The organism is Streptomyces sp. Q6, from assembly GCF_036967205.1.
Lineage (GTDB): Bacteria > Actinomycetota > Actinomycetes > Streptomycetales > Streptomycetaceae > Streptomyces > Streptomyces citrinus.
In genome coordinates this window covers 1,239,454-1,264,740 of record NZ_CP146022.1, presented here as the reverse complement: position 1 = coordinate 1,264,740, position 25,287 = coordinate 1,239,454, and the positions used below count along the sequence as shown (strand labels likewise).

Sequence of the window (25,287 nt, the reverse complement as noted above, 5' to 3'; positions counted from 1 at the left end):
GGCCGTCAGTGACGGCGCCTCGCTACTTCCAGCCGAAGAGCGCGTCGCCGGTCTTGAGCTCGCCGTCCTCGATCACGTCCGACAGCGACTCGGCCGTTGCCTCGAGCGCCACCACCGGGCACACCGGCGACTTGCCCGCGGCCTCGACGGCCGCAGGGTCCCAGCGCACCACGGACTGCCCGCGCTGAACGGTGTCGCCCTTGTTGACGAGCAGCTCGAAGCCCTCGCCATTGAGCTGGACGGTGTCGATCCCCAGGTGGGTAAGGACCCCGTGCCCTTCCTCGTCCACGACGACGAAGGCGTGCGGGTGGAGGGACACGACGATCCCGTCGACGGGCGCGACGGCTTCGGAGCGCTCACGCACCGGGTCGATGGCGGTGCCGGGACCGACCATGGCACCGGAGAACACCGGGTCCGGAACGGCGGAGAGCCCGATGGCGCGTCCAGCAAGAGGGGACGTCACACTGGTCATGGCAAGCCTCCCAGGAGGTGGGGATTCATGATCGCCGTCACTGCGTGTTCTGGACGACGACGTACTGTTCAGAAGCGTAAGTCATAAGAAGTCCCGGTTCCGCATGAGAGGTACCGGTTGGCTGACGTAGAGGCCCCGCGCAAACGATTTGCGCCTGCCCTGGACGGCCATGTACTGTCGTACTCCTGCCTGGGAACAGCCGACGCCGATGAGCGTGGTGGATCCCGGCGGCATCTACCAAGTTGAAACCCTATCTCTGATCGACTTCCGCATGTCTGCGGGGCGACTGGTCAGAGGGTCGAGAAAAGACTGGTAGAGTTCGATCTCGCCGGAAAGGGAACCGTGAAAACGGAATCCCGAAAAGGCAGAGCGAAACCTCGAGGAAATCGGATCGGAAAGATCTGATAGAGTCGGAAACGCAAGACAGCAAGACCGAAAGGAAGCGCCCAGAGGAAAGCCCGAGAGGGTGAGTACAAAGGAAGCGTCCGTTCCTTGAGAACTCAACAGCGTGCCAAAAATCAACGCCAGATATGTTGATACCCCGTCTCCGGCCCTTTCGGGTCGAAGATGAGGTTCCTTTGAAAAAGTCCTGTCGGCCTCTAGTGGGTTGGCAGGCGCACAGCGAGGACGCTGTGAACGACCGGGATTATTCCTCCTGGTTGTTCCGCTCTCGTGGTGTCACCCCGATCACGGGGAAACATTCACGGAGAGTTTGATCCTGGCTCAGGACGAACGCTGGCGGCGTGCTTAACACATGCAAGTCGAACGATGAAGCCCTTCGGGGTGGATTAGTGGCGAACGGGTGAGTAACACGTGGGCAATCTGCCCTTCACTCTGGGACAAGCCCTGGAAACGGGGTCTAATACCGGATACCACCTCTCCTCGCATGGGGGGAGGTTGAAAGCTCCGGCGGTGAAGGATGAGCCCGCGGCCTATCAGCTTGTTGGTGAGGTAGTGGCTCACCAAGGCGACGACGGGTAGCCGGCCTGAGAGGGCGACCGGCCACACTGGGACTGAGACACGGCCCAGACTCCTACGGGAGGCAGCAGTGGGGAATATTGCACAATGGGCGAAAGCCTGATGCAGCGACGCCGCGTGAGGGATGACGGCCTTCGGGTTGTAAACCTCTTTCAGCAGGGAAGAAGCGAAAGTGACGGTACCTGCAGAAGAAGCGCCGGCTAACTACGTGCCAGCAGCCGCGGTAATACGTAGGGCGCAAGCGTTGTCCGGAATTATTGGGCGTAAAGAGCTCGTAGGCGGCTTGTCACGTCGGTTGTGAAAGCCCGGGGCTTAACCCCGGGTCTGCAGTCGATACGGGCAGGCTAGAGTGTGGTAGGGAGATCGGAATTCCTGGTGTAGCGGTGAAATGCGCAGATATCAGGAGGAACACCGGTGGCGAAGGCGGATCTCTGGGCCATTACTGACGCTGAGGAGCGAAAGCGTGGGGAGCGAACAGGATTAGATACCCTGGTAGTCCACGCCGTAAACGGTGGGAACTAGGTGTTGGCGACATTCCACGTCGTCGGTGCCGCAGCTAACGCATTAAGTTCCCCGCCTGGGGAGTACGGCCGCAAGGCTAAAACTCAAAGGAATTGACGGGGGCCCGCACAAGCAGCGGAGCATGTGGCTTAATTCGACGCAACGCGAAGAACCTTACCAAGGCTTGACATACACCGGAAAGCATTAGAGATAGTGCCCCCCTTGTGGTCGGTGTACAGGTGGTGCATGGCTGTCGTCAGCTCGTGTCGTGAGATGTTGGGTTAAGTCCCGCAACGAGCGCAACCCTTGTTCTGTGTTGCCAGCATGCCCTTCGGGGTGATGGGGACTCACAGGAGACCGCCGGGGTCAACTCGGAGGAAGGTGGGGACGACGTCAAGTCATCATGCCCCTTATGTCTTGGGCTGCACACGTGCTACAATGGCCGATACAATGAGCTGCGATACCGCAAGGTGGAGCGAATCTCAAAAAGTCGGTCTCAGTTCGGATTGGGGTCTGCAACTCGACCCCATGAAGTTGGAGTTGCTAGTAATCGCAGATCAGCATTGCTGCGGTGAATACGTTCCCGGGCCTTGTACACACCGCCCGTCACGTCACGAAAGTCGGTAACACCCGAAGCCGGTGGCCCAACCCCTTGTGGGAGGGAGCTGTCGAAGGTGGGACTGGCGATTGGGACGAAGTCGTAACAAGGTAGCCGTACCGGAAGGTGCGGCTGGATCACCTCCTTTCTAAGGAGCATCTAGGCTGCCAAGCTTGCTTGGTGGTCCAGGGCCATTACGTCGGCAAATGTTCGACGGTGGTTGCTCATGGGTGGAACGTTGATTATTCGGCACACTTGACCTGCTCTGGTCGCAAGTACTGCTTCGGCGTGGAAAGCGAATAGGACAGGCGAGGGTGTCGGGCACGCTGTTGGGTGTCTGAAGGTACGGCCGTGTGGTCGCCTTCAGTGCCGGCCCCAGTGCACTCGAACCGGTTGGTTCGGGGTGATGGGTGGTTGGTCGTTGTTTGAGAACTGCACAGTGGACGCGAGCATCTGTGGCCAAGTTTTTAAGGGCGCACGGTGGATGCCTTGGCACCAGGAACCGATGAAGGACGTGGGAGGCCACGATAGTCCCCGGGGAGCCGTCAACCAGGCTTTGATCCGGGGGTTTCCGAATGGGGAAACCCGGCAGTCGTCATGGGCTGTCACCCATACCTGAACACATAGGGTATGTGGAGGGAACGCGGGGAAGTGAAACATCTCAGTACCCGCAGGAAGAGAAAACAACCGTGATTCCGGGAGTAGTGGCGAGCGAAACCGGATGAGGCCAAACCTTGTATGTGTGAGACCCGGCAGGGGTTGCATGCAGGGGTTGTGGGATCTCTTTGTCACAGTCTGCCGGCTGTGAGACGAGTCAGAAACCGTTGATGTAGACGAAGGACATGCGAAAGGTCCGGCGTAGAGGGTAAGACCCCCGTAGTCGAAACGTCAGCGGCTCGTTTAAGAGACACCCAAGTAGCACGGGGCCCGAGAAATCCCGTGTGAATCTGGCGGGACCACCCGTTAAGCCTAAATATTCCCTGGTGACCGATAGCGGATAGTACCGTGAGGGAATGGTGAAAAGTACCGCGGGAGCGGAGTGAAATAGTACCTGAAACCGTGTGCCTACAAGCCGTGGGAGCGTCGCGCAAGGAACTTGTTCCTTGCGTCGTGACTGCGTGCCTTTTGAAGAATGAGCCTGCGAGTTTGCGGTGTGTTGCGAGGTTAACCCGTGTGGGGAAGCCGTAGCGAAAGCGAGTCCGAATAGGGCGATTCAGTAGCGCGCTCAAGACCCGAAGCGGAGTGATCTAGCCATGGGCAGGTTGAAGCGGAGGTAAGACTTCGTGGAGGACCGAACCCACCAGGGTTGAAAACCTGGGGGATGACCTGTGGTTAGGGGTGAAAGGCCAATCAAACTCCGTGATAGCTGGTTCTCCCCGAAATGCATTTAGGTGCAGCGTCGTGTGTTTCTTGCCGGAGGTAGAGCACTGGATAGGCGATGGGCCCTACCGGGTTACTGACCTTAGCCAAACTCCGAATGCCGGTAAGTGAGAGCACGGCAGTGAGACTGTGGGGGATAAGCTCCATGGTCGAGAGGGAAACAGCCCAGAGCATCGACTAAGGCCCCTAAGCGTACGCTAAGTGGGAAAGGATGTGGAGTCGCAGAGACAACCAGGAGGTTGGCTTAGAAGCAGCCACCCTTGAAAGAGTGCGTAATAGCTCACTGGTCTAGTGATTCCGCGCCGACAATGTAGCGGGGCTCAAGCGTACCGCCGAAGTCGTGTCATTCCAGCATATAGGGCCAACGCCTGCTGGGATGGGTAGGGGAGCGTCGTGTGCCGGGTGAAGCAGCCGCGGAAGCGAGTTGTGGACGGTTCACGAGTGAGAATGCAGGCATGAGTAGCGATACACACGTGAGAAACGTGTGCGCCGATTGACTAAGGGTTCCTGGGTCAAGCTGATCTGCCCAGGGTAAGTCGGGACCTAAGGCGAGGCCGACAGGCGTAGTCGATGGATAACCGGTTGATATTCCGGTACCCGCTGTGAAGCGTCAAACATCGAATCCAGTGATGCTAAGGCCGTGAAGCCGTTCCGGACCCTTCGGGGAATGGAAAGTGGTGGAGCCGCCGGCCCAAGTTGGTAGTAGGTGAGTGATGGGGTGACGCAGGAAGGTAGTCCAGCCCGGGCGGTGGTTGTCCCGGGGTAAGGGTGTAGCCCGTGTGATAGGTAAATCCGTCGCACATGGGGGTGAGACCTGATGCCGAGCCGATTGTGGTGAAGTGGATGATCCTATGCTGTCGAGAAAAGCCTCTAGCGAGTTTCATGGCGGCCCGTACCCTAAACCGACTCAGGTGGTCAGGTAGAGAATACCGAGGCGTTCGGGTGAACTATGGTTAAGGAACTCGGCAAAATGCCCCCGTAACTTCGGGAGAAGGGGGGCCATCACTGGTGATTGGATTTACTCCATGAGCTGGGGGTGGCCGCAGAGACCAGCGAGAAGCGACTGTTTACTAAAAACACAGGTCCGTGCGAAGCCGTAAGGCGATGTATACGGACTGACGCCTGCCCGGTGCTGGAACGTTAAGGGGACCGGTTAGTGCACTTTCGGGTGTGCGAAGCTGAGAACTTAAGCGCCAGTAAACGGCGGTGGTAACTATAACCATCCTAAGGTAGCGAAATTCCTTGTCGGGTAAGTTCCGACCTGCACGAATGGCGTAACGACTTCTCGACTGTCTCAACCATAGGCCCGGTGAAATTGCACTACGAGTAAAGATGCTCGTTTCGCGCAGCAGGACGGAAAGACCCCGGGACCTTTACTACAGTTTGATATTGGTGTTCGGTTCGGCTTGTGTAGGATAGGTGGGAGACTTTGAACCAGCCACGCCAGTGGTTGGGGAGTCGTCGTTGAAATACCACTCTGGTCGTGCTGGATGTCTAACCTGGGTCCGTGATCCGGATCAGGGACAGTGTCTGATGGGTAGTTTAACTGGGGCGGTTGCCTCCCAAAGAGTAACGGAGGCGCCCAAAGGTTCCCTCAGCCTGGTTGGTAATCAGGTGTTGAGTGTAAGTGCACAAGGGAGCTTGACTGTGAGACCGACGGGTCGAGCAGGGACGAAAGTCGGGACTAGTGATCCGGCGGTGGCTTGTGGAAGCGCCGTCGCTCAACGGATAAAAGGTACCCCGGGGATAACAGGCTGATCTTCCCCAAGAGTCCATATCGACGGGATGGTTTGGCACCTCGATGTCGGCTCGTCGCATCCTGGGGCTGGAGTCGGTCCCAAGGGTTGGGCTGTTCGCCCATTAAAGCGGTACGCGAGCTGGGTTTAGAACGTCGTGAGACAGTTCGGTCCCTATCCGCTGCGCGCGCAGGAGTCTTGAGAAGGGCTGTCCCTAGTACGAGAGGACCGGGACGGACGAACCTCTGGTGTGCCAGTTGTCCTGCCAAGGGCATGGCTGGTTGGCTACGTTCGGAAAGGATAACCGCTGAAAGCATCTAAGCGGGAAGCCTGCTTCAAGATGAGGACTCCCACCCCCTTTGAGGGGTTAAGGCTCTCAGTAGACGACTGGGTTGATAGGCCAGATCTGGAAGCCCGGTAACGGGTGGAGGTGACTGGTACTAATAGGCCGAGGGCTTGTCCTCAGTTGCTCGCGTCCACTGTGTTGGTTCTGAAACCATGAACAACCGTCGTAGTCATAGGCCACGACTCCGGTTGACAGTTTCATAGTGTTTCGGTGGTCATAGCGTGAGGGAAACGCCCGGTTACATTCCGAACCCGGAAGCTAAGCCTCACAGCGCCGATGGTACTGCAGGGGGGACCCTGTGGGAGAGTAGGACGCCGCCGAACTATTTTTGATAAAGCCTCTGGCCCTGAACTTCGTGTTCGGGGCCAGAGGCTTTTTTGCGTTGCGGCGACCCCTCTGCTCTCGCCGGCTCGGGCTGAGGGTAAGGTCAGGGGGCATCGTTGGCTCGTTTCCCACAGGAGGCCCCCGGGTGGAGGTCCAGGAGACCCGTGTCCAGACGGACCGGGTGCTCACCATCCCGAACATCCTCAGCATGGCGCGTCTCGTCGGCGTACCCCTCTTCCTGTGGCTCATCCTCAGGCCGGAGTTCGGCGGCCCCAAGAGCGACGGCTGGGCGCTGCTCGTGCTCGCGCTGAGCGGCATCAGCGACTATCTCGACGGGAAGCTCGCACGGCGCTGGAATCAGATCAGCAGCCTCGGTCGGCTTCTCGACCCTGCCGCCGACCGGCTCTACATTTTGTCCACCTTGGTCGGTTTGACATGGCGCGAGATTCTGCCGATTTGGTTGACCGGCGTACTGCTCGCGCGAGAACTGCTCCTGCTGGTGATGGTGGGGATCCTCAGGCGGCACGGCTATCCGCCGCCTCAGGTGAACTTCCTCGGCAAGGCAGCGACGTTCAACCTGATGTATGCCTTCCCTCTGTTGCTCCTGAGCGATGGAAGTGGCTGGATCCACGAAGTCGCTGCTATTTTCGGATGGGCGTTCGCCGGATGGGGTACAACGCTGTATTGGTGGGCAGGGATCCTGTACGTGGTTCAGGTCCGCCGCCTTGTCAAGGCGGACTCCATGGCCGATTGAGCTCGCCAATGCGTGTTGGTTGAGGCCAGCCGCCCTACGCGATGACACCCGCGGGGCATTCTGGACGGGCGAAGTCGGCTAGACCGTCGTCTCTTCAAGGAGGACGCTTCCGACATGAAGGCCGTCGTGATGGCCGGAGGTGAAGGCACTCGCCTTCGCCCCATGACCTCGAGTATGCCCAAGCCGCTCCTGCCGGTGGCCAACCGGCCGATCATGGAGCATGTGCTCAGGCTGCTCAAGCGGCATGGGCTCACCGAAACCGTGGTCACCGTGCAGTTCCTGGCCTCCCTGGTCAAGAACTACTTCGGGGATGGCGAAGAGCTCGGAATGGAGCTCACCTATGCCAATGAGGAGAAGCCACTCGGCACTGCCGGCAGCGTGAAGAACGCCGAGGAAGCGCTGAAGGATGACGCGTTCCTCGTGATCTCCGGCGATGCCCTCACTGATTTCGACCTCACCGAGCTCATCAATTTCCACAAGGAGAAGGGTGCGCTCGTCACCGTCTGTCTGACGCGTGTGCCGAATCCGTTGGAATTCGGCATCACCATCGTCGACGAGGAGGGAAAGGTCGAGCGGTTCCTCGAGAAGCCGACGTGGGGCCAGGTCTTCTCGGACACGGTCAACACGGGCATCTACGTCATGGAGCCCGAAGTCTTCGACTACGTCGAGGCAGATGTCCCCGTGGACTGGTCCGGTGATGTCTTCCCGCAGCTGATGAAGGAAGGCAAGCCGATCTACGGCTACGTGGCCGAGGGGTACTGGGAGGACGTCGGTACCCACGAAAGCTACGTGAAGGCCCAGGCCGATGTCCTGGAAGGAAAGGTCGACGTAGAACTCGACGGCTTCGAGATCTCGCCGGGTGTGTGGGTCGCGGAGGGCGCCGAAGTTCATCCCGACGCCGTGCTTCGTGGACCGCTGTACATCGGTGACTACGCAAAGATCGAAGCCGATGTCGAGATTCGCGAGCACACGGTCGTGGGTTCGAACGTCGTCGTGAAGTCGGGGGCCTTCCTCCACAAGACCGTCGTACACGACAACGTCTACATCGGGCAGCACAGCAATCTGCGCGGCTGCGTGATCGGTAAGAACACCGACATCATGCGGGCCGCCCGGATCGAAGACGGTGCTGTCATCGGAGACGAGTGCCTGGTCGGTGAGGAATCGATCATTCAGGGCAATGTGCGCGTCTACCCCTTCAAGACGATCGAGGCCGGCGCCTTCGTCAACACGTCGGTGATCTGGGAGTCGCGCGGACAGGCCCATCTGTTCGGGGCGAGGGGCGTCTCCGGGATCCTGAACGTGGAGATCACGCCGGAGCTGGCCGTTCGACTGGCCGGTGCCTACGCGACGACCCTGAAGAAGGGCTCCACCGTCACGACCGCCCGTGACCACTCACGTGGTGCCCGGGCGCTCAAGCGGGCCGTCATCTCCGCACTTCAGGCCAGCGCCATCGACGTACGGGACCTGGAGAACGTGCCGCTTCCCGTTGCTCGTCAGCAGACGGCTCGGGGCAGTGCCGGCGGGATCATGATTCGTACCTCTCCCGGTGTGCCGGACTCCGTCGACATCATGTTCTTCGACGAGCGCGGAGCGGACCTGTCCCAGGGGAGCCAGCGGAAGCTGGACCGCGTGTACGCGCGGCAGGAGTACCGGCGGGCCTTCCCCGGCGAGATCGGGGATCTGCACTTCCCGTCCAGCGTTTTCGACTCGTACACGGGGTCGTTGCTGCGCAATGTCGATACGACCGGGATCGCCGAAGCCGGGCTGAAGGTCGTCGTCGACGCGTCCAACGGAAGTGCCGGGCTCGTGCTGCCCAGCCTGTTGGGGCGGCTCGGTGTCGATTCGCTGACGATCAACCCGGGACTCGACGAGTCGCGGCCCACCGAGACCGCGGACACCCGGCGCTCCGGGCTCGTGCGGCTCGGGGAGATCGTGGCGTCGGCGCGGGCGGCGTTCGGGGTGCGGTTCGACCCGGTCGGTGAGCGACTTTCGCTCGTCGACGAGAAGGGGCGGATCGTCGAGGACGACCGGGCGCTCCTGGTGATGCTCGATCTCGTCGCCGCCGAGCGCAGGAGCGGACGGGTCGCTCTGCCGGTGACCACCACCCGTATCGGCGAGCAGGTCGCGGCGTACCACGGCACGCAGGTGGAGTGGACGACCACGTCGCCCGACGACCTCACGCGCGTGGGACGCGAGGACGGGACCATCTTCGGTGGTGACGGGCGCGGTGGCTTCATCATTCCGGAGTTCAGCAGCGTGTTCGACGGAGCCGCCGCCTTCGTGCGGCTCATCGGGCTCGTCGCGCGTACGCAGCTCACCCTGAGCCAGATCGACGCGCGGATTCCGCGGGCGCATGTGCTGAAGCGGGATCTCGCGACGCCGTGGGCCGTGAAGGGGCTCGTCATGCGGCGGGTCGTGGAGGAGGCCGGCGACCGGTCCGTGGACACGACCGACGGTGTGCGGGTCGTGGAGGCCGATGGGCGCTGGGTGATGGTGCTGCCCGACCCGGCCGAGGCCGTCACCCATCTGTGGGCCGAGGGGCCGGACGACGCATCGGCCCAGCAGCTGCTCGACGAGTGGTCCGCCGTCGTGGACAGCGCGGGTCGCTGAGTCCGTGAGCCGTGCCTGTGGGCGCCCCGATCGGGGCGCCCACAGGCACGCCGGAGGGGCCATTCGGAGGTAGCGGCCACGACGTGCGACGATGTGCGGCATGTCGCAGCAGCCCCCCGTTCGGAGCACTCCTGAGCGCCCCGCGCGCCTCGACGCATCCATGTCGCTGCTGAACAACGTGATGGACCACAGCCTGGACGACGGGTACGCGGAGGCCGCGGCCCGTAAGCAGGCCGAGGGGCAGAGCGGGCTGCCGAAGACGCTGCGGGCGAAGCTGGGACTCGCCGCCGGACTCGTGCTCGCCGCCCTGGTCGTGACCGTGGGGGCCGCGCAGGCGCGCGTCGCCGCTCCGGTGGTCGCCAAGGAACGTGAAGAACTCATCGATCGCATCGAGCAGGAGACCGACTCCGCGGACAAGTTGGAGAGCCAGGTCGACTCGCTGCGGACCGATGTGGGGGACATGCAGAGCGAGGCGCTGAAGAAGCACGGCGGCGAGCAGGGCGAGCTGGTGGGCGTGCTCTCCGGGGCCGTACCCGTGCACGGACCCGGGCTCAAGCTCGTCGTCGACGACGCCAAGTCGGCCGAGACGGGCGGCGGCAGCGGGCCTCGGGAGAGCGCCGGTTTCGCCGACACCGGACGGGTGCGCGACCGGGACATGCAGCGCGTGATCAACGGTCTCTGGCAGTCCGGTGCCGAGGCCGTCAGCATCAACGGGCAGCGGCTCACCGCCCTGTCCGCGATCAGGGCCGCGGGTGACGCGATACTGGTCGACAACAAGCCGCTGGTGCCGCCGTACACGGTGCTCGCGGTGGGGGACGGACAGCGGCTGAGCACCCGGTTCCAGAACAGTCCCGACGGGTTGTACCTGCACGCGTTGCAGGAGAACTTCGGGATCAGGACCAGCATTTCGGCCCAGGACGACATCAAGCTGCCCGCCGCACCCAGCGTGATCGTACGTACAGCACAGCCGAGAGCAGAGCAGAAGGGCACATCGTGATCGCCGTACTGGGCCTCGTCGTGGGAGTCGTGGTCGGGCTGTTCGTCCGGCCCGAGGTTCCGGCGGTGGTCGAGCCGTACCTGCCGATCGCCGTGGTCGCGGCGCTCGACGCGGTGTTCGGCGGGCTGCGCGCCATGCTGGACGGGATCTTCGACGACAAGGTCTTCGTCGTGTCGTTCCTGTCGAACGTCGTCGTGGCCGCGCTGATCGTCTTCCTGGGCGACAAGCTGGGCGTCGGCGCGCAGTTGTCGACCGGCGTCGTCGTGGTGCTCGGCATCCGCATCTTCTCCAACGCGGCCGCCATCCGGCGGCATGTGTTCCGGGCGTGAGGCCGATGAACCCCGAAGAGAAGCCCGAGCACGAGCACGACCACACGCACGGCCACAAGCATGACCACAAGCCCGAGCACCGGCTGCGCAAGGAGCTGCCCGCCGAGGTCGCGCCGCAGCCGGGGACGCCCGAGCCCGAGCCCGCCGGTGAGCCCAAGCTGACCGGGCGTCAGAGGCTCGTGAAGGGGCTGTGGCCGCCGCGCGTGTCCCGTGCCCAACTGACGGTCGCCGTGCTGTTGTTCGTCCTGGGCCTCGGACTCGCCATCCAGGTGCGGTCCAACAGCGACAACAGCGCCCTGCGCGGGGCCCGCCAGGAAGATCTTGTGCGCATTCTCGATGAACTCGACGACCGAACTCAGCGTCTGGAAGATGAGAAGCAGGGCCTCGAGGACCAGCGCACCGAGTTGGAGAACAGCTCGGACCAGGCCGAGGAGGCCCGGAAGCAGACGGTCGAGAAGGAGCGCCAACTCGGCATCCTCGCGGGCACCGTGGCCGCGCAGGGGCCCGGCATCACGATGACGATCACGGACACGAAGGGGGCCGTCGAGGCCGACATGCTGCTCGACGCGATCCAGGAGCTGCGCGCCGCGGGCGCCGAGGCGATTCAGGTGAACGACGTCCGCGTCGTGGCCAACACGTACCTGGCGGACGGAACCGGAGGGAAGGGTGTGAGCGTCGACGGACACAAGATCAGCCAGCCCTACCGCTTCAAGGTCATCGGCAAGCCGCAGGACCTCGAGCCGGCTCTAAACATCCCCGGAGGCGTGGTGCAGACCCTGGAGAAGGAGCAGGCCACGGCCTCTGTGAGCCGCTCGCAGAAGATCGTCGTGGACGCCTTGCGTGCGGCGCAGCGGCCTGATTACGCTCGGTCGTCCTCGCAGTGAGGCGGGGGTGCATGGGGGATGTCGTACGAGGGCATGAGGTTGCGGGGGGTCGGCGCACCGTAGGCGGGGTGCGTGGTGGAAACTGTTTGGCGGATACGGACGTTGTGAGGTTGTCCGTGTCAGTGTTGTACGCCGATGTGTGCAGTCAGGGTTCGTCCTGCCCCACGGGCGGGTCTGTTTCGGTCAAGGGGAATCGCCCGTGAAGTTGTTTGCGAAGTTGTTCGGCAAGAGCGCACGTGAGGACAACGCCCGTCACCGTGCGCCGCGCCACGGTGACGTGCCGGAGACGCAGGTGGGCGAGCGCCCGCTGTTCCGGGACCAGGTCGGCGGTGACAATTCGGGCGGACAGGGCGCGTCGTCTGTTGACCCTGCCGGTTCCGGCCGCATAGGTTTCGGAGAACCGTCAACCTCAAGTACGGGTGGAGGGTTTACCCCCGACCCGTACGCGTCCCACGCCCCCGCGGGGCAGCCGCGGCAGGAGGATCCGTCCATGTCGGCCCTGGTGTGTACGAGGTGCGGAAACCGGAACGCGGAGAACAGCCGGTTCTGCTCCAACTGCGGTGCGCCGCTGCGTGGCGGAGTGGCGGCCGAGGGGCCGTCGGAGACCACCTCCACGATCTCCATCTCCGGTCTTGAGTCCTACGACCCCGAGGCCACCGGCCAGACGCAGCTGCCCGCGCTGTCGCCCGAGGCGCAGGCCGCGGTCGACGCGCTGCCGCTCGGCTCGGCGCTCCTGGTGGTGCGGCGAGGTCCGAACTCGGGCAGCCGCTTCCTCCTGGACGGCGACCTGACGACGGCGGGGCGCCACCCGCAGAGCGACATCTTCCTGGACGACGTGACCGTGTCGCGCCGCCACGTGGAGTTCCGTCGTCTGCAGGACGGCACGTTCACCGTCGCCGACGTCGGCAGCCTCAACGGCACGTACGTGAACCGTGAGCGCATCGACTCGGTGACGCTGCACAACGGCGACGAGGTGCAGATCGGCAAGTACCGGCTGGTCTTCTACGCGAGCCAGCGGGCTATCTGACCGTCAGCGAGCCTTCAGGAAGGTCCATGCTGCAAACGACGAGGGGCGGTGCCGGCAGCGGCACCGCCACCACGGACAGTCGGCTGATGAGCATCGGCACCGTACTGAACGTGCTGCGCGATGAGTTTCCCGAAGTCACCATCTCCAAGATCAGGTTCTTGGAGTCCGAAGGGCTCATCGAGCCGCAGCGGACGCCGTCCGGCTACCGCAAGTTCAGTCCCGACGACGTCGAGCGGCTCGCTCACGTCCTGCGGATGCAGCGGGACCACTATCTGCCGCTGAAGGTCATCAAGGAGCAGCTCGACGCCCTGGAGCGGGGCGAGGCGCTGCCCGTACCCGCTCCTGGGCGCCCCGGCGACCTGACGGACGAGGGCGAGGCCCCGACGGCCGCGCGGGTCGGCCGGGACGAATTGCTCGCCGCCGCCGGGATCGACGAGGCGGACCTCCAGGAGTGGGAGTCGTACGGTCTCATCGCCCCGTTGCCGGACGGGGGTTACGACGCCTCGGCCGTTCTGGTCGCCGAGCTCGTCGGCGAACTGGGCGGGTTCGGGATCGAGCCGCGGCATCTGCGCGTCATGCGGGCGGCCGCGGACCGTGAGGCGGGTCTGGTCGACTCCGTCGTCGCGCCGCTCAAGGTGCACCGCAATCCGCAGACCAGAGCGCTCGCGCAGGCCCGTGCCACGGAGATGGCGGGGCTGACCGTGAAGTTGCACGCGGCACTTGTGCAGACCGCTCTCGGGGTGCGTCTGCCCTGATGGAAAGGGCGGGCGAGTGCCGTGGGCCCGGCCCTCGGAGCATGCCCGACTACCCAAACCGGCCGGGCACGTCCTAGGGTTGCTGTGTGAACGAGCTCGACGTCGTAGGTGTCCGGGTCGAAATGCCCTCCAACCAACCGATCGTGCTCCTGCGTGAAGTGGGAGGCGACCGTTACCTCCCCATCTGGATCGGACCGGGGGAGGCGACGGCGATCGCCTTCGCTCAGCAGGGCATGGCCCCCGCGCGGCCGCTGACGCACGACCTTTTCAAGGACGTGCTGGAGGCGGTCGGTCAGGAGCTGACGGAAGTACGCATCACGGACCTGCGGGAAGGCGTCTTCTATGCGGAACTGGTGTTCGCGAGCGGTGTCGAGGTCAGTGCCCGCCCGTCCGACGCCATAGCGCTCGCGCTGCGCACCGGGACGCCGATCTTCGGCAGTGACGGTGTCCTCGACGACGCCGGGATCGCGATCCCGGACGAGCAGGAGGACGAGGTGGAGAAGTTCCGCGAGTTCCTGGACCAGATTTCGCCCGAGGATTTCGGGACCAACAGTCAGTGATCAGGAGGCGGTCGCCGAGCGGCGGCCGCCTCAGCGCATTCGACAAGCCTTTCCCCGCGGTGGGATACGGGAAACCACTCCTAGGGTGATTATCACTCGGCGTGGCGAGTGTGGCGTTCGTTGACGCACCCCCTGAGACTGCCTACCGTCGAGAGGGCAGGTCAAAGAGGAGGTCGGCGTGAGAAGCAGCGGCGACGGTACGGCGACGGGCGGTCCGTACTCGTTTCACGGCAGCGCGGCCGATCACACTTCGCAGCGCCCACAGGCGGTTCCTGTGGTGGCGGGGGAGAACGGTGACGCGGCTTCCGAGCAGGTCGGATACCGGGGGCCGACCGCTTGCGCGGCGGCGGGCATCACCTATCGGCAGCTCGACTACTGGGCCAGGACCGGCCTTGTCGAGCCCAGTGTGCGGCCCGCGTACGGGTCGGGGACGCAGCGCCTCTACAGCTTCCGGGACGTCGTCGTCCTGAAGGTCGTCAAGCGCTTCCTGGACACCGGGGTCTCCCTCCAGAACATCCGCACGGCGGTACAGCATCTGCGGGAGCGGGGCTTTCGGGATCTGGAGCGCATGACGCTCATGAGCGACGGCGCGACGGTCTACGAGTGCACGTCACCGGCCGAGGTGCACGACCTGCTCCAGGGCGGGCAGGGGATCTTCGGCATCGCGGTGGGTGTGGTCTGGCGGGACGTGGACGCGGCCCTGTCGCAGCTGCACGGGGAGCGCGTGGACACCGGGGAGACCCTGGTGCGGCCGAACCCGGCGGACGAGCTCGCGAGGCGACGCAACCGGGCCGTGTGACCTCGTACGGCCGCGTTGTCAGTGGCGTAGGGCAGCATCGGAGATGTGAGAACCGCGCCGACGATTCTGCATCTCGACATGGATGCCTTCTACGCCTCTGCCGAGCAGGCGGCGAAGCCGAGCCTGCGCGGGAAAGCGGTCGTCGTGGGCGGTCTCGGGCCGCGCGGTGTCGTCGCCACGGCGTCGTACGAAGCACGCAAGTTCGGGGTGCACTCGGCGATGCCGATGGGGCAGGCGCGGCGGCTCGCGCCGAACGCGGCGTATCTGGTGCCGAGGTTCCGGCTGTACCGGGAGATCAGCGAGCAGGTGATGGGGCTGCTGCGGGAGCTCTCGCCGCTGGTGGAGCCATTGAGCCTGGACGAGGCGTTCGTCGATCTGGAGGCCGGTGAGACGGCCTGGGACGAGGCGTCCGCGCACGCCGTGGGGGTGCGGCTGCGGACGGACATCCGGCGGGTGACCGGGCTGACCGGGTCCGTGGGGATCGCCGCCTCCAAGATGCTCGCCAAGATCGGGTCCGAGGAGGCCAAGCCGGACGGGCTCGTGCTGATACGGCCCGGGACCGAGCGGGCGCTGCTCGGGCCGAAGTCCGTGCGGATCCTGCCCGGGGTCGGGCCGGCCACCGGGGATCATCTGCGGCGGGCCGGGATCGTCACCGTGGAGGAGATCGCCGAGGCGGGCGAGGACGAGTTGGTGCGGCTGCTCGGGAAGGCGCACGGGAGCCATCTGTACGCGATGGCGCTGGCGCACGACGACCGGCCCGTCGTCGCCGAGCGGGACTCCAAGTCGGTGTCGGTCGAGGACACGTACGACGTGGACATCCATGACCGGGTGCGGGTGCGTATGGAGGTGCAGCGCCTCGCTGACCGGTGTGTGGAGCGGCTGCGGGCCGCCGACAGATCGGGGCGGACCGTGGTGCTCAAGGTGCGGCGCTACGACTTCTCGACCTTGACGCGGTCCGAGACGCTGCGCGGGCCCACGGACGATCCGGCGGTCGTGCGGGAGTCTGCCGCGCGCTTGCTGGAGGGCGTGGACACGACCGGGGGCGTGCGGCTCCTGGGGGTCGGGGTCAGCGGGCTCGCCGACTTCACGCAGGAGGATCTGTTCGCACAGGCGGCCGCCGCCGAGCGGGCCGGTGAGGTGGTCGAGGACGCCGAGGCGGCGGCGGACGAGGTCGTCGGGGAAGCGGCCCCGGTCGAGCCGGTCGTCGAGCGGCGCTGGATGGCCGGGCACGATGTGCGGCATGCCGAGTTCGGGGCGGGGTGGGTGCAGGGCAGCGGGCTCGGGCGGGTCACCGTCCGGTTCGAGACGCCGTACTCGCAGGTGCCCGGGCGCGTGCGGACGTTCCGGGTGGACGATCCCGAGCTGGAGCCGGCCGAGCCGCTGCCGCTGGTGGAGCCGGTGGGGCGGGTCGGCGTGGCTGACGCGGTGGAGACGGGGGTGGATGTCGCGGCGGGGGCTTAGGGCCCGTCCGGTGATCGGCCGGGCGGCGGCCGGGGAGGGGCGGCGCCTCAGGGGCGCGGAGGCGTCAGGTCGGGTCTTCTTCCGCGCCCGCGATGTGGCCGAAGGTGGCGTCCGGGCCCGGGGGAGCCGTGATGTCCAGGCCGTAGTGGTGGTACAGCTGGAGCTCCTGCTCGGGGGAGAGGTGGCGGCCGACGCCGAAGTCGGGGGCGTCCTTGATCAGGGAGCGCTCGAAGGGGACGCGCAGGGTCCCGTCCACGAGTTCGCTGGGCTCCAGGGGGACGAAGGCGTCGCGGCTGAAGAGGCCGGTACGTATGGCAGCCCACTCCGGAACGCCGGTGGCGTCGTCGAGGTAGACCTCGTCGATGGTGCCGATCTTGGTTCCGTTGCGGTCGAACGCCTTGCGGCCGATCAGATTGCGCGGATCGACATCGGTCTGCACGGTGCCTCCAGCTGATCGCAACTCGTCTGTAAGCACTACGAAAGAGCACATTGAGGAAGGCGGCCACTCGAGGGTTCCGGCCAAGTAGCCGCTGGTAGGCTGGCAGACGGCTGCTGACCCCGTGCGGGAGAGTCCTCCGAGCAGTCGTCGGAGGCGCCGAAGGAGCAAATCCTCCCCGGAATCTCTCAGGCCCCTGTACCGCACGGACGAGGTCACTCTGGAAAGCAGGGCGGGGTGTGCGTTTCCCGCTCTCACCGACGGTGAAAACCGGCGTGCCCTCGTGCAGCTGCGCGGGCGGGCCGGTGAAGCTCTCAGGTTGAGATGACAGAGGGGGAGGCCGTCCGGGTACCCGCGCCGTGGTGCCCCTCGCAGGTCGCAATGACCAGGAGGCCTCCGTCATGACCGCCAACCGTATTCCGCTCTCCCAGTTGGAGCAGGGAATCCCCTTCGAGCAGCGCCATATCGGTCCGGATGATGCCGCGCAGGCCAAGATGCTCGCGCAGGTCGGCTACGGCTCGCTCGACGAGCTGACGGCCGCCGCGGTGCCGGACGTGATCAAGAGCGCCGAGGCCCTGCGGCTTCCCGGTGCGCGCAGCGAGGCCGAGGTCCTGGCCGAGCTGCGGTCCCTCGCCGATCGCAACCAGGTGCTCGGGTCCATGATCGGGCTCGGCTACTACGGCACGTTCACGCCGCCCGTCATCCTGCGCAACGTGATGGAGAACCCGTCCTGGTACACGGCCTACACGCCGTACCAGCCGGAGATCTCGCAGGGCCGTCTCGAGGCGCTGCTGAACTTCCAGACGATGGTCGCCGAGCTGACCGGCCTGCCGACCTCCGGTGCCTCCCTGCTCGACGAGGGCACGGCCGCCGCCGAGGCCATGGCCCTGTCCCGGCGCATCGGCAAGGTCAAGAACGGTGTCTACGTCGTCGACGCCGATGCCCTGCCGCAGACCATCGCCGTGATCGAGACGCGCGCCGAGCCGACCGGTGTCGAGATCGTCGTCGCCGACCTGAGCGACGGCATCCCGGCCGAGGTCGCCGAGCGCGGTGTCGTGGGTGTGCTCGTGCAGTACCCGGGTGCCTCGGGTGCCGTGCGGGACATCAAGCCCGTCATCGACCAGGCGCACGAGCTGGGCGCCGTGGTCACCGTCGCCGCTGACCTTCTCGCTCTCACGTTGCTGACCTCTCCCGGCGAACTCGGCGCGGACATCGCCGTCGGTACGACGCAGCGCTTCGGTGTGCCGATGGGCTTCGGCGGACCGCACGCCGGTTACATGGCGGTGCGCGAGAAGTTCGCGCGGTCGCTGCCCGGGCGGCTCGTGGGTGTCTCCGTGGACGCGGACGGGAACAAGGCGTACCGCCTCGCCCTCCAGACCCGTGAGCAGCACATCCGTCGCGAGAAGGCGACCAGCAACATCTGTACGGCCCAGGTGCTGCTCGCCGTCATGGCCGGCATGTACGCCGTGTACCACGGGCCCGAGGGTCTGAAGTCCATCGCGCGGCGCACGCACCGGTACGCCAACCTGCTCGCCGCCGGTCTGACCGCGGGCGGTGTCGAGGTCGTGCACGGCGCGTACTTCGACACGCTCACCGTGCGGGTGCCCGGCAGGGCCGCGGCGGTCGTGAGCGCCGCCCGCGAGGCCGGCGTCAACCTGCACCTGGTCGACGCCGACCAGGTGTCGGTCGCCTGCGACGAGACGACCACGCGGGCCCAACTGGCCGTCGTCTGGGACGCGTTCGGTGTCGAGGCGGACATCGAGACGCTGGACGCCGAGGTCGCCGAGGCGCTGCCGGACGGACTGCTGCGCACGGACGAGTACCTGGCCCACCCGGTCTTCCATCAGTACCGCTCCGAGACGGCGATGCTGCGCTACCTGCGCCGTCTCGCGGACCGCGACTACGCGCTCGACCGCGGCATGATCCCGCTGGGCTCGTGCACGATGAAGCTCAACGCGACGACGGAGATGGAGCCGGTCACCTGGCCCGAGTTCGGTCAGCTGCACCCCTTCGTGCCGGCCGAGCAGGCGCAGGGCTACCTCACGCTCATCAAGGAGCTGGAGGAGCGGCTCGCCGAGGTCACCGGCTACGACAAGGTGTCGCTCCAGCCGAACGCCGGGTCGCAGGGCGAACTGGCCGGTCTGCTCGCGGTGCGCGGCTACCACCGGGCCAACGGCGACGAGCAGCGGACCGTGTGCCTCATCCCGTCCTCGGCGCACGGCACCAACGCCGCCAGTGCCGTGATGGCCGGGATGAAGGTCGTCGTGGTGAAGACGGCCGACGACGGCGAGATCGACGTCGAGGACCTGCGCGCCAAGATCGAGCAGTACGCCGACCAGCTGGCCGTCCTCATGATCACGTACCCGTCGACGCACGGTGTGTTCGAGGAGCACGTCGCCGACATCTGCGCTGCCGTGCACGACGCCGGCGGTCAGGTCTACGTGGACGGCGCGAACCTGAACGCCCTGGTGGGCCTCGCCAAGCCGGGACACTTCGGTGGCGACGTCTCGCACCTGAACCTGCACAAGACGTTCTGCATCCCGCACGGCGGCGGCGGTCCCGGCGTCGGTCCGGTCGGTGTGCGCGAGCACCTGGCGCCGTACCTGCCGAACCACCCGCTCCAGCCGGCCGCGGGACCCGAGACGGGTGTCGGCCCGATCTCCGCGGCGCCGTGGGGCTCCGCCGGCATCCTGCCGATCTCCTGGGCGTACGTACGTCTCATGGGCGGCGAGGGCCTGAAGCGGGCGACGCAGGTCGCCGTGCTCTCCGCCAACTACATCGCCAAGCGGCTCGAGCCGCACTTCCCGGTGCTGTACACCGGTCCCGGCGGTCTCGTCGCGCACGAGTGCATCATCGATCTGCGGCCGATCAGCAAGGCGACCGGGGTCAGCGTCGACGACATCGCCAAGCGGCTCATCGACTACGGGTTCCACGCGCCGACCATGTCGTTCCCGGTGGCGGGGACGCTGATGATCGAGCCGACCGAGAGCGAGGACATCGGCGAGCTCGACCGGTTCTGCGAGGCGATGATCGCCATCCGCGGGGAGATCGAGAAGGTCGCCGCGGGTCAGTGGCCGGCGGACGACAACCCGCTGCGCAACGCTCCGCACACGGCCGGGATGCTCGGCGGTGACTGGGAGCACGCGTACAGCCGGGAAGAGGCTGTCTTCCCGGCGGGTGTGGCTGCGTCCGACAAGTACTGGCCGCCGGTGCGCCGCATCGACCAGGCCTTCGGTGACCGCAACCTGGTCTGCTCGTGCCCGCCCATGGACGCGTACGAGGGCTGAGGTTCGAGGTGGGTGCGCGACCGGCCGAGCGTCATGGCTGGTCGCGCAGCCGCGGCGGAGCCGTACGTCGATACCGGCTCACGCCTTCGCAGGTGCCTCTAGGCCGCCGTGACCACGGGGCTCAGTGGGCGGTGCGGCGCGATGATCGTGCCGTTGGGCAGCAGCTCGCCGGTGTCCTCGAAGAGCAGGACCCCGTTGCACAGGAGGCTCCAGCCCTGCTCCGGGTGATGAGCCACAGGCAAGGCGGCTTCCCTGTCCGCGGAATCGGCTGTCGGACACGGCGGCTGGTGCTGGCACATGGAGAGGTTCTTTCGCTGTGAAGTGATGCCGGTGATGGATGCGATGGCGTCTGTGCTGCGGCTCGGTGTGGTGTTCATGGCCGCCCCCCGTTTTCAGTCGGTCCGGAACCCAGTGTTGCCCTGTGGGCGTCAATCCGCAGGGATTTCGTTGCAGCGGTCCTCACAGGATGGAGACGCGTCACCCGTGCGGACGGTTCAGCCGAACTGCACTGCCCCTTCGGGTGGTTCGGGGTGGCCGGACCGGGCTAGTCCGGATGGGCACGGCTGTGCCCCGCGACCGGACGGCGGACGGCGCGGGGCACAGGTCTGGATCGCCCGGATCCCCCCGGGCCTCATCCTCCGGTCGCGTCAGGCCAGCAGAGTGGCCCGGGCGGGCGTCAGTCGGTGCGTGAGGACCGGGAGCAGCTCGGACACCCGGTGCGGACGGTGGGCGGCGATGCCGGGTGGCGCGGGAGCGAGCGGGACCAGGATGTCGTCGGCCGCCGGATGGCCGCCGGCGGCGTCGGCCGTGATGTCGCCGTGCAGCCACAGGGTGAGCATGTAGAGCTCGGGCACCGAGAGCAGCCGGGGCTGGTACGGCTTCGTGAGGGACTCCGCCTGCCGGAGCGCCCGCTCGGTGGACGTGACGTAAGGGCCTTCGAAGAAGTGCGAGAAGGCCCAGCCGTCGGGCGTGAGCATGGTGTCGGCCGCGGCCACGGCACGGTCCCCGCAGCGGATCAGGAAACGCCAGCCGGTGAGGCGGGCGCGCGAGGGGCCGGTGCTCTCGGTGATCCGGTCCAACACATGGACGGGAAGCGGGAGTTCGGGGCTTGCGGGGCCCTGCGCGGAGCGCAGGGACGGGGTGCGTGCCTCGCGGACGGCGGTGGGGGAACCGAGGGCCGTGAGGACCGTGCGGAGGGCAGGCGCGGGAGCCGGAGGGACATGCAGCGGCATGGTGGGTCGCCTCTCTCATTCGACAGGCACGTGGTGCGAGGGCGGTGCGGGACGAGCGGACGGCGCTGTCAGCTGCGCAATGCACATGGGGTACGCGGGCCAGAGGGGGCGGGGGCCTCGGCCGCGGGCGCCAACTCTCTGTCTCGTCCGCGGAGTTTATACGACACCTGTTCACACAGTGTTTCGTCTAGCAGGCTCAGCTGTTTCGGCAAGGTGCTATTCGGCCGTCGTTCGCGTGACGGTATGCAGGCATTGTGCGGATTTCCTGTGGACGTCCCGCTCGTGACCTCGGAGTCTTTCGATCGAGCGGTCGGCCGATACTTGTCGGCGTTTTTCACCAGATGTGTGTGCCGTGAATCTGCGAGCTGCCGCATGCCTAAGGAATGTGCCGCAGGGTAACTGCCTTGAGCGTACTGCCCCGTCGGCCCGTGCGGGGCGTTATCGATCACATTGCCTGGGCATCATCCACCGTGACATGCGGCCGGATCAGCGGGCTGCCCGTGCGAGGAGGGACGCTTCCATGGGGGAGAAGGTCGTTGCGGGCGCGGTGGACCTGGCCGACCGCCGGAGCTACCGGAAGAAGCTGAAGGAGTGTCTGACGGGGCTGGAGCGGCTGTTGGACGAGAAGCGCTTCGACCGGCCCCAGAATCTCATGGGCCTGGAGATCGAGCTGAATCTCGCCGGGCCCGACGGGATGCCGAGAATGATGAATGCCGAAGTTCTCGAGCGCATCGCGAGCCGGGATTTCCAGACGGAACTCGCGATGTTCAATCTCGAAGTGAATATCGCCCCGCACCGGCTCGGCGGCCGTGTTCTCGACCAGCTCGCCGAGGAGTTGCGCACCGGGCTCGGCTATGCGCACCGCAAGGCCAATGAGGTCGATGCGGGAATCGTGATGATCGGCATTCTGCCGACGCTCGGCAAGGACGACCTCGTCTCGGCGAACCTGTCGGCCGTCGACCGCTACACCCTGCTCAACGATCAGATCGTCGCCGCGCGCGGCGAGGACTTCCTGCTCGACATCGACGGTGTGGAGCGGCTGACCTGCACGTCCTCGTCGATCGCGCCCGAAGCGGCGTGCACGTCGGTGCAGTTGCATCTCCAGGTGACGCCGGGCCGGTTCGCGGATGTGTGGAACGCTGCGCAGGCCGTGGCCGCGGTGCAGATAGCGGTGGGCGCCAACGCCCCGTTCCTGTTCGGACGCGAGCTGTGGCGCGAGTCGAGGCCGCCGCTGTTCCAGCAGTCCACGGACACCCGGCCGCCCGAATTGCAGGCGCAGGGCGTGCGGCCACGCACCTGGTTCGGAGAGCGGTGGATCGAGTCGGCGTACGACCTCTTCGAGGAGAATCTGCGGTACTTCCCGCCGCTGCTCCCGATCCTCGACGAGGAGCAGCCGCTCGACGTCCTGGACGCGGGCGGCATTCCCAGCCTCGCCGAACTCGTGCTGCACAACGGCACGGTGTACCGCTGGAACCGGCCCGTCTACGGCATCGCCGACGGCGTCCCGCACCTGCGCGTGGAGAACCGCGTGCTGCCCGCGGGCCCCACCGTCACCGACGTCATCGCCAACACCGCCTTCTACTACGGGCTCGTACGGGCGCTCGCGGAGGACGCGCGGCCCGTGTGGTCACGACTCTCCTTCGACGCGGCCGCCCGCAACTTCGACGCGGCCTGCCGGTACGGCATCGACGCGCGCCTGGAGTGGCCGCGCCGGGGCCGGTTCGGCGGGACCGAGCAGGTGCAGGCCGTCGCCCTCGTACGGGACGAGCTGCTGCCGCTCGCGGCGGCGGGCCTGGACGCCTGGGGCGTCGAACCCGCCGACCGCGACCACTACTTGGGCGTGATCGAGGAGCGCTGCCGGCTGCGCACCAACGGCGCGGCGTGGCAGGCGGCGACGTACCACCGGGCCCTGGACAGCGGACTGGCGCGCGACGCGGCGCTCGCGGCGACCACGCGCCGGTACTGCGAGCTGATGCATGTCGGCGAGCCTGTGCACACCTGGCCCGTGGGGCTGCCGGCGCCGGCGGTGCCGCTGGGCTGAGCGGGGTCAGTTGGACTTGGCGCCGGCCTCGATGATCGCCTTCAGGATCACCTTCTGGATGTCGGCGGGGTCGGTGACCTGGTGCCCCGACCCGCCGGTGGCCTCGGCGATCTGCTCGATCTCGTCCTTGTCGGTGTCCGGGCCGACGGCGATCGCGATGAGCGGCACCGGGTGCTCCGCGTCGGAGAGCGCGGCCAGCTGGGAGAGGAGGCTGGAGCGGGAGACCGACCCGGGGTCCTCGTTGACACCGTCGGTGACCACCACGACCGCGTTGAACTTGCCGCCCCGGTACGACGACGTGGCCTCCTTGTAGGCGGCGAGCGTCGTGTCGTACAGGCCCGTCGCGCCGCCCGGCACCGGCTGGAGTCCGGTGAACGCCGCGGAGAGGCGGTCGCGTACGGTGCCGGAGCCCTTGCGGTCGCCGAGGCGCTGGGTCGGCACGAGCTTCTTGTAGTCGCGGCTGCCGTCGAGGAGCGTCGAGAACTCCCACAGGCCGATCTCGTCCTCCGGCGTGAACGTCGACAGGGCCGCCAGCATCGAGGCCTTGGTCACCTCCATCCGGGACTCGCCGCTCCCCGGCACCGGATTGGACATGGACGCCGAGGCGTCCACGACCGTGGTGATCCGGGCGCTCTGCACCGTGATCGTCCACATACCGAGGGTCTGCTCGATCTGCTCGTCGGCGGCCGGTTCCGAGGTGGGGTCCGCGTACGGCTGCGGGGTGCGGCCGCCGGCCTGCGCGGCGACCGCCTCGGGCGAGGCGCCGCCGTCGGTGCGGAAGCCGTGCTTCTCCAGGATCGAGCGGCCCTCGCGCGCGGTGAGCAGCGTCATGAAGCGGACGACCGCCCGGCTCTCGTCGGTGCTCAGGCCGGGCTCGTCGACCAGCGTGAGCGGGTAGTCGAGGGCGGGAGAGCCGTCCTTCGGATAGAAGAGGTCGAGCTCGCCGGCGTCGCCGACGTCGGCGTTGTGCGTGAACGCGGCCTGCTCGGAGAGGATCAGCGCCTCGTTGCGCCGGGGGTTGCCCTCCTCGGTGCCGGACGAGTCGCGGGCCACCGTGTCCATCAACTGGCTGTCGCTGTCGGACGTCCGCTGCGAGAGGACCTTCGCGAGGGCGGCGGCCTGGGTGCCGTCCTTGTCGCCCGACTTCTGCGCGGCCGTCGCCAGTTTGGTCAGCGCGAGCAGGCCGGTGGCGCTGCGGGCCGGGTCGGCGGCACCGAGCCGCAGCTGGTCCTCCCGCATGGTCGCGCCGGTCAGCTGGGTCCAGCCGTACGTCTTGTCGGGCCAGCCGAAGGACTTGGCGGCCGACGGCACCATGCCGACGCCGATCGGCGACGAGGCGACGTTCCCGGCCGTGGTGACCTCGGTGGCCTTGGCGTTCTGCGTCACCCGCTGGAGCCAGATGCTCGAATCCGGTACCCACGCCTGGAAGTCCGGGTGGCCCTTGCCCGCGCGCAAGGTGTCGGCGACCTTGTACGCGTCGCGCGCGACGACGTTCACGTCGAGGCAGCCGCCGTCCGAGGTGATCTGCTCGCGGCGGGCCTGGGTGGCGGCGTCGCGCAGGGCGGGTGCGATGTCGGGCGAGGCGACGAGATCGATCTCGACGTCGTCCTCGCAGGAGCTGCCGAGGTCGAGCAGATCGCTGCGCACCGCCAGGGCCGTGCCCGCCGCGATGACGAGGACGAGGGCCGTCGCGATGGCCACGGCGCGTCCCCGGGACCGGGGACGGGGGTCGGCCGCGGCCGCTCCGTACTCGTCGGGCATGCTGCTGTGACGTCCCATG

The 25,287-nt window shown here is 66.4% G+C and carries 17 protein-coding genes, 3 rRNA genes and 1 riboswitch; of the genes, 15 read left to right on the top strand and 5 right to left on the bottom strand.

Translation table 11 applies throughout. The features are described 5' to 3' along the window. Positions 1–22 precede the first annotated feature (22 nt). Positions 23–472 (bottom strand): PTS glucose transporter subunit IIA, encoded by a 450-nt coding sequence (locus V2W30_RS06025; protein ID WP_338694242.1) that lies wholly within the window; start codon positions 470–472, stop codon positions 23–25. 700 nt (positions 473–1,172) lie between these two features. Between V2W30_RS06025 and V2W30_RS06020 the strand changes: the two genes are divergently transcribed. From V2W30_RS06020 to V2W30_RS05960, 13 genes are all read left to right on the top strand, one after another. Beyond that, positions 1,173–2,697, top strand: a 16S ribosomal RNA gene (locus V2W30_RS06020). A 309-nt stretch (positions 2,698–3,006) separates the two neighbouring features. Continuing rightward, positions 3,007–6,129 (top strand): 23S ribosomal RNA (locus tag V2W30_RS06015). 88 nt (positions 6,130–6,217) lie between these two features. Next, positions 6,218–6,334: ribosomal RNA gene (gene rrf / locus V2W30_RS06010) — 5S ribosomal RNA — on the top strand. The 16S, 23S and 5S rRNA genes sit together here, the layout of an rRNA operon. A 146-nt stretch (positions 6,335–6,480) precedes the next feature. Further along, positions 6,481–7,089, top strand: coding sequence for a CDP-alcohol phosphatidyltransferase family protein (locus V2W30_RS06005; RefSeq protein WP_338694241.1), 609 nt, complete (start codon positions 6,481–6,483; stop codon positions 7,087–7,089). Between the two features lie 114 nt (positions 7,090–7,203). Then, complete coding sequence (locus tag V2W30_RS06000) at positions 7,204–9,699, top strand: mannose-1-phosphate guanyltransferase (RefSeq protein ID WP_338694240.1); 2,496 nt, start codon at positions 7,204–7,206, stop codon at positions 9,697–9,699. A 91-nt stretch (positions 9,700–9,790) separates the two neighbouring features. Continuing rightward, complete coding sequence (locus V2W30_RS05995; RefSeq protein WP_338694239.1) at positions 9,791–10,696, top strand: DUF881 domain-containing protein; 906 nt, start codon at positions 9,791–9,793, stop codon at positions 10,694–10,696. After that, positions 10,693–11,025, top strand: a complete 333-nt coding sequence (locus V2W30_RS05990) for a small basic family protein (protein ID WP_008749169.1) — start codon at positions 10,693–10,695, stop codon at positions 11,023–11,025. Before V2W30_RS05995 ends, V2W30_RS05990 begins: the two co-directional genes overlap by 4 nt. 5 nt (positions 11,026–11,030) lie before the next feature. Continuing rightward, positions 11,031–11,909 carry a DUF881 domain-containing protein gene (locus V2W30_RS05985; RefSeq protein ID WP_338694232.1) on the top strand — a complete coding sequence of 293 codons (879 nt, stop codon included), beginning with the start codon at positions 11,031–11,033 and terminating at the stop codon, positions 11,907–11,909. Between the two features lie 82 nt (positions 11,910–11,991). Further along, entirely contained in the window at positions 11,992–12,936 is a 945-nt protein-coding gene (locus tag V2W30_RS05980; protein ID WP_338703502.1) for an FHA domain-containing protein, read from the top strand. Positions 12,937–12,962: 26 nt separating this feature from the next. Further along, complete coding sequence (locus tag V2W30_RS05975) at positions 12,963–13,691, top strand: MerR family transcriptional regulator (protein ID WP_338694230.1); 729 nt, start codon at positions 12,963–12,965, stop codon at positions 13,689–13,691. Between the two features lie 86 nt (positions 13,692–13,777). Then, positions 13,778–14,251: a bifunctional nuclease family protein gene (locus V2W30_RS05970; protein ID WP_005475662.1), complete on the top strand. Its 474-nt coding sequence runs from the start codon at positions 13,778–13,780 to the stop codon at positions 14,249–14,251. Between the two features lie 178 nt (positions 14,252–14,429). After that, positions 14,430–15,050, top strand: a complete 621-nt coding sequence (locus V2W30_RS05965; protein WP_338694222.1) for a MerR family transcriptional regulator — start codon at positions 14,430–14,432, stop codon at positions 15,048–15,050. Positions 15,051–15,095: 45 nt separating this feature from the next. Then, positions 15,096–16,511 carry a DNA polymerase IV gene (locus V2W30_RS05960; RefSeq protein ID WP_338694220.1) on the top strand — a complete coding sequence of 472 codons (1,416 nt, stop codon included), beginning with the start codon at positions 15,096–15,098 and terminating at the stop codon, positions 16,509–16,511. A gap of 64 nt (positions 16,512–16,575) precedes the next feature. Here V2W30_RS05960 and V2W30_RS05955 read toward each other — a convergent pair whose 3' ends face one another. Further along, positions 16,576–16,950, bottom strand: coding sequence for a PRC-barrel domain-containing protein (locus V2W30_RS05955; RefSeq protein ID WP_338694219.1), 375 nt, complete (start codon positions 16,948–16,950; stop codon positions 16,576–16,578). A 114-nt stretch (positions 16,951–17,064) separates the two neighbouring features. Beyond that, positions 17,065–17,161, top strand: a riboswitch (glycine riboswitch). 187 nt (positions 17,162–17,348) lie between these two features. Here V2W30_RS05955 and gcvP point away from each other — a divergent pair. Next, the gene (gene gcvP / locus V2W30_RS05950) at positions 17,349–20,234 is read left to right on the top strand and encodes an aminomethyl-transferring glycine dehydrogenase (protein ID WP_338694218.1); all 2,886 of its coding nucleotides are present in this window, start codon (positions 17,349–17,351) and stop codon (positions 20,232–20,234) included. Between the two features lie 98 nt (positions 20,235–20,332). On the opposite strand, the gene V2W30_RS05945 is transcribed toward gcvP, so the two are convergent. Together V2W30_RS05945 and V2W30_RS05940 are read right to left on the bottom strand one after the other, a co-directional pair. Next, the gene (locus V2W30_RS05945) at positions 20,333–20,533 is read right to left on the bottom strand and encodes a DUF5999 family protein (protein WP_338703501.1); all 201 of its coding nucleotides are present in this window, start codon (positions 20,531–20,533) and stop codon (positions 20,333–20,335) included. A 348-nt stretch (positions 20,534–20,881) separates the two neighbouring features. Next, positions 20,882–21,466: a hypothetical protein gene (locus V2W30_RS05940; RefSeq protein WP_338694217.1), complete on the bottom strand. Its 585-nt coding sequence runs from the start codon at positions 21,464–21,466 to the stop codon at positions 20,882–20,884. 520 nt (positions 21,467–21,986) lie between these two features. On the opposite strand from V2W30_RS05940, the gene V2W30_RS05935 reads away from it, so the two are divergent. Further along, positions 21,987–23,507: a glutamate--cysteine ligase gene (locus V2W30_RS05935; RefSeq protein ID WP_338694216.1), complete on the top strand. Its 1,521-nt coding sequence runs from the start codon at positions 21,987–21,989 to the stop codon at positions 23,505–23,507. 6 nt (positions 23,508–23,513) lie between these two features. On the opposite strand, the gene V2W30_RS05930 is transcribed toward V2W30_RS05935, so the two are convergent. Then, positions 23,514–25,286, bottom strand: a complete 1,773-nt coding sequence (locus V2W30_RS05930) for a substrate-binding and VWA domain-containing protein (protein WP_338694215.1) — start codon at positions 25,284–25,286, stop codon at positions 23,514–23,516. Between the last annotated feature and the right edge of the window lies 1 nt (position 25,287).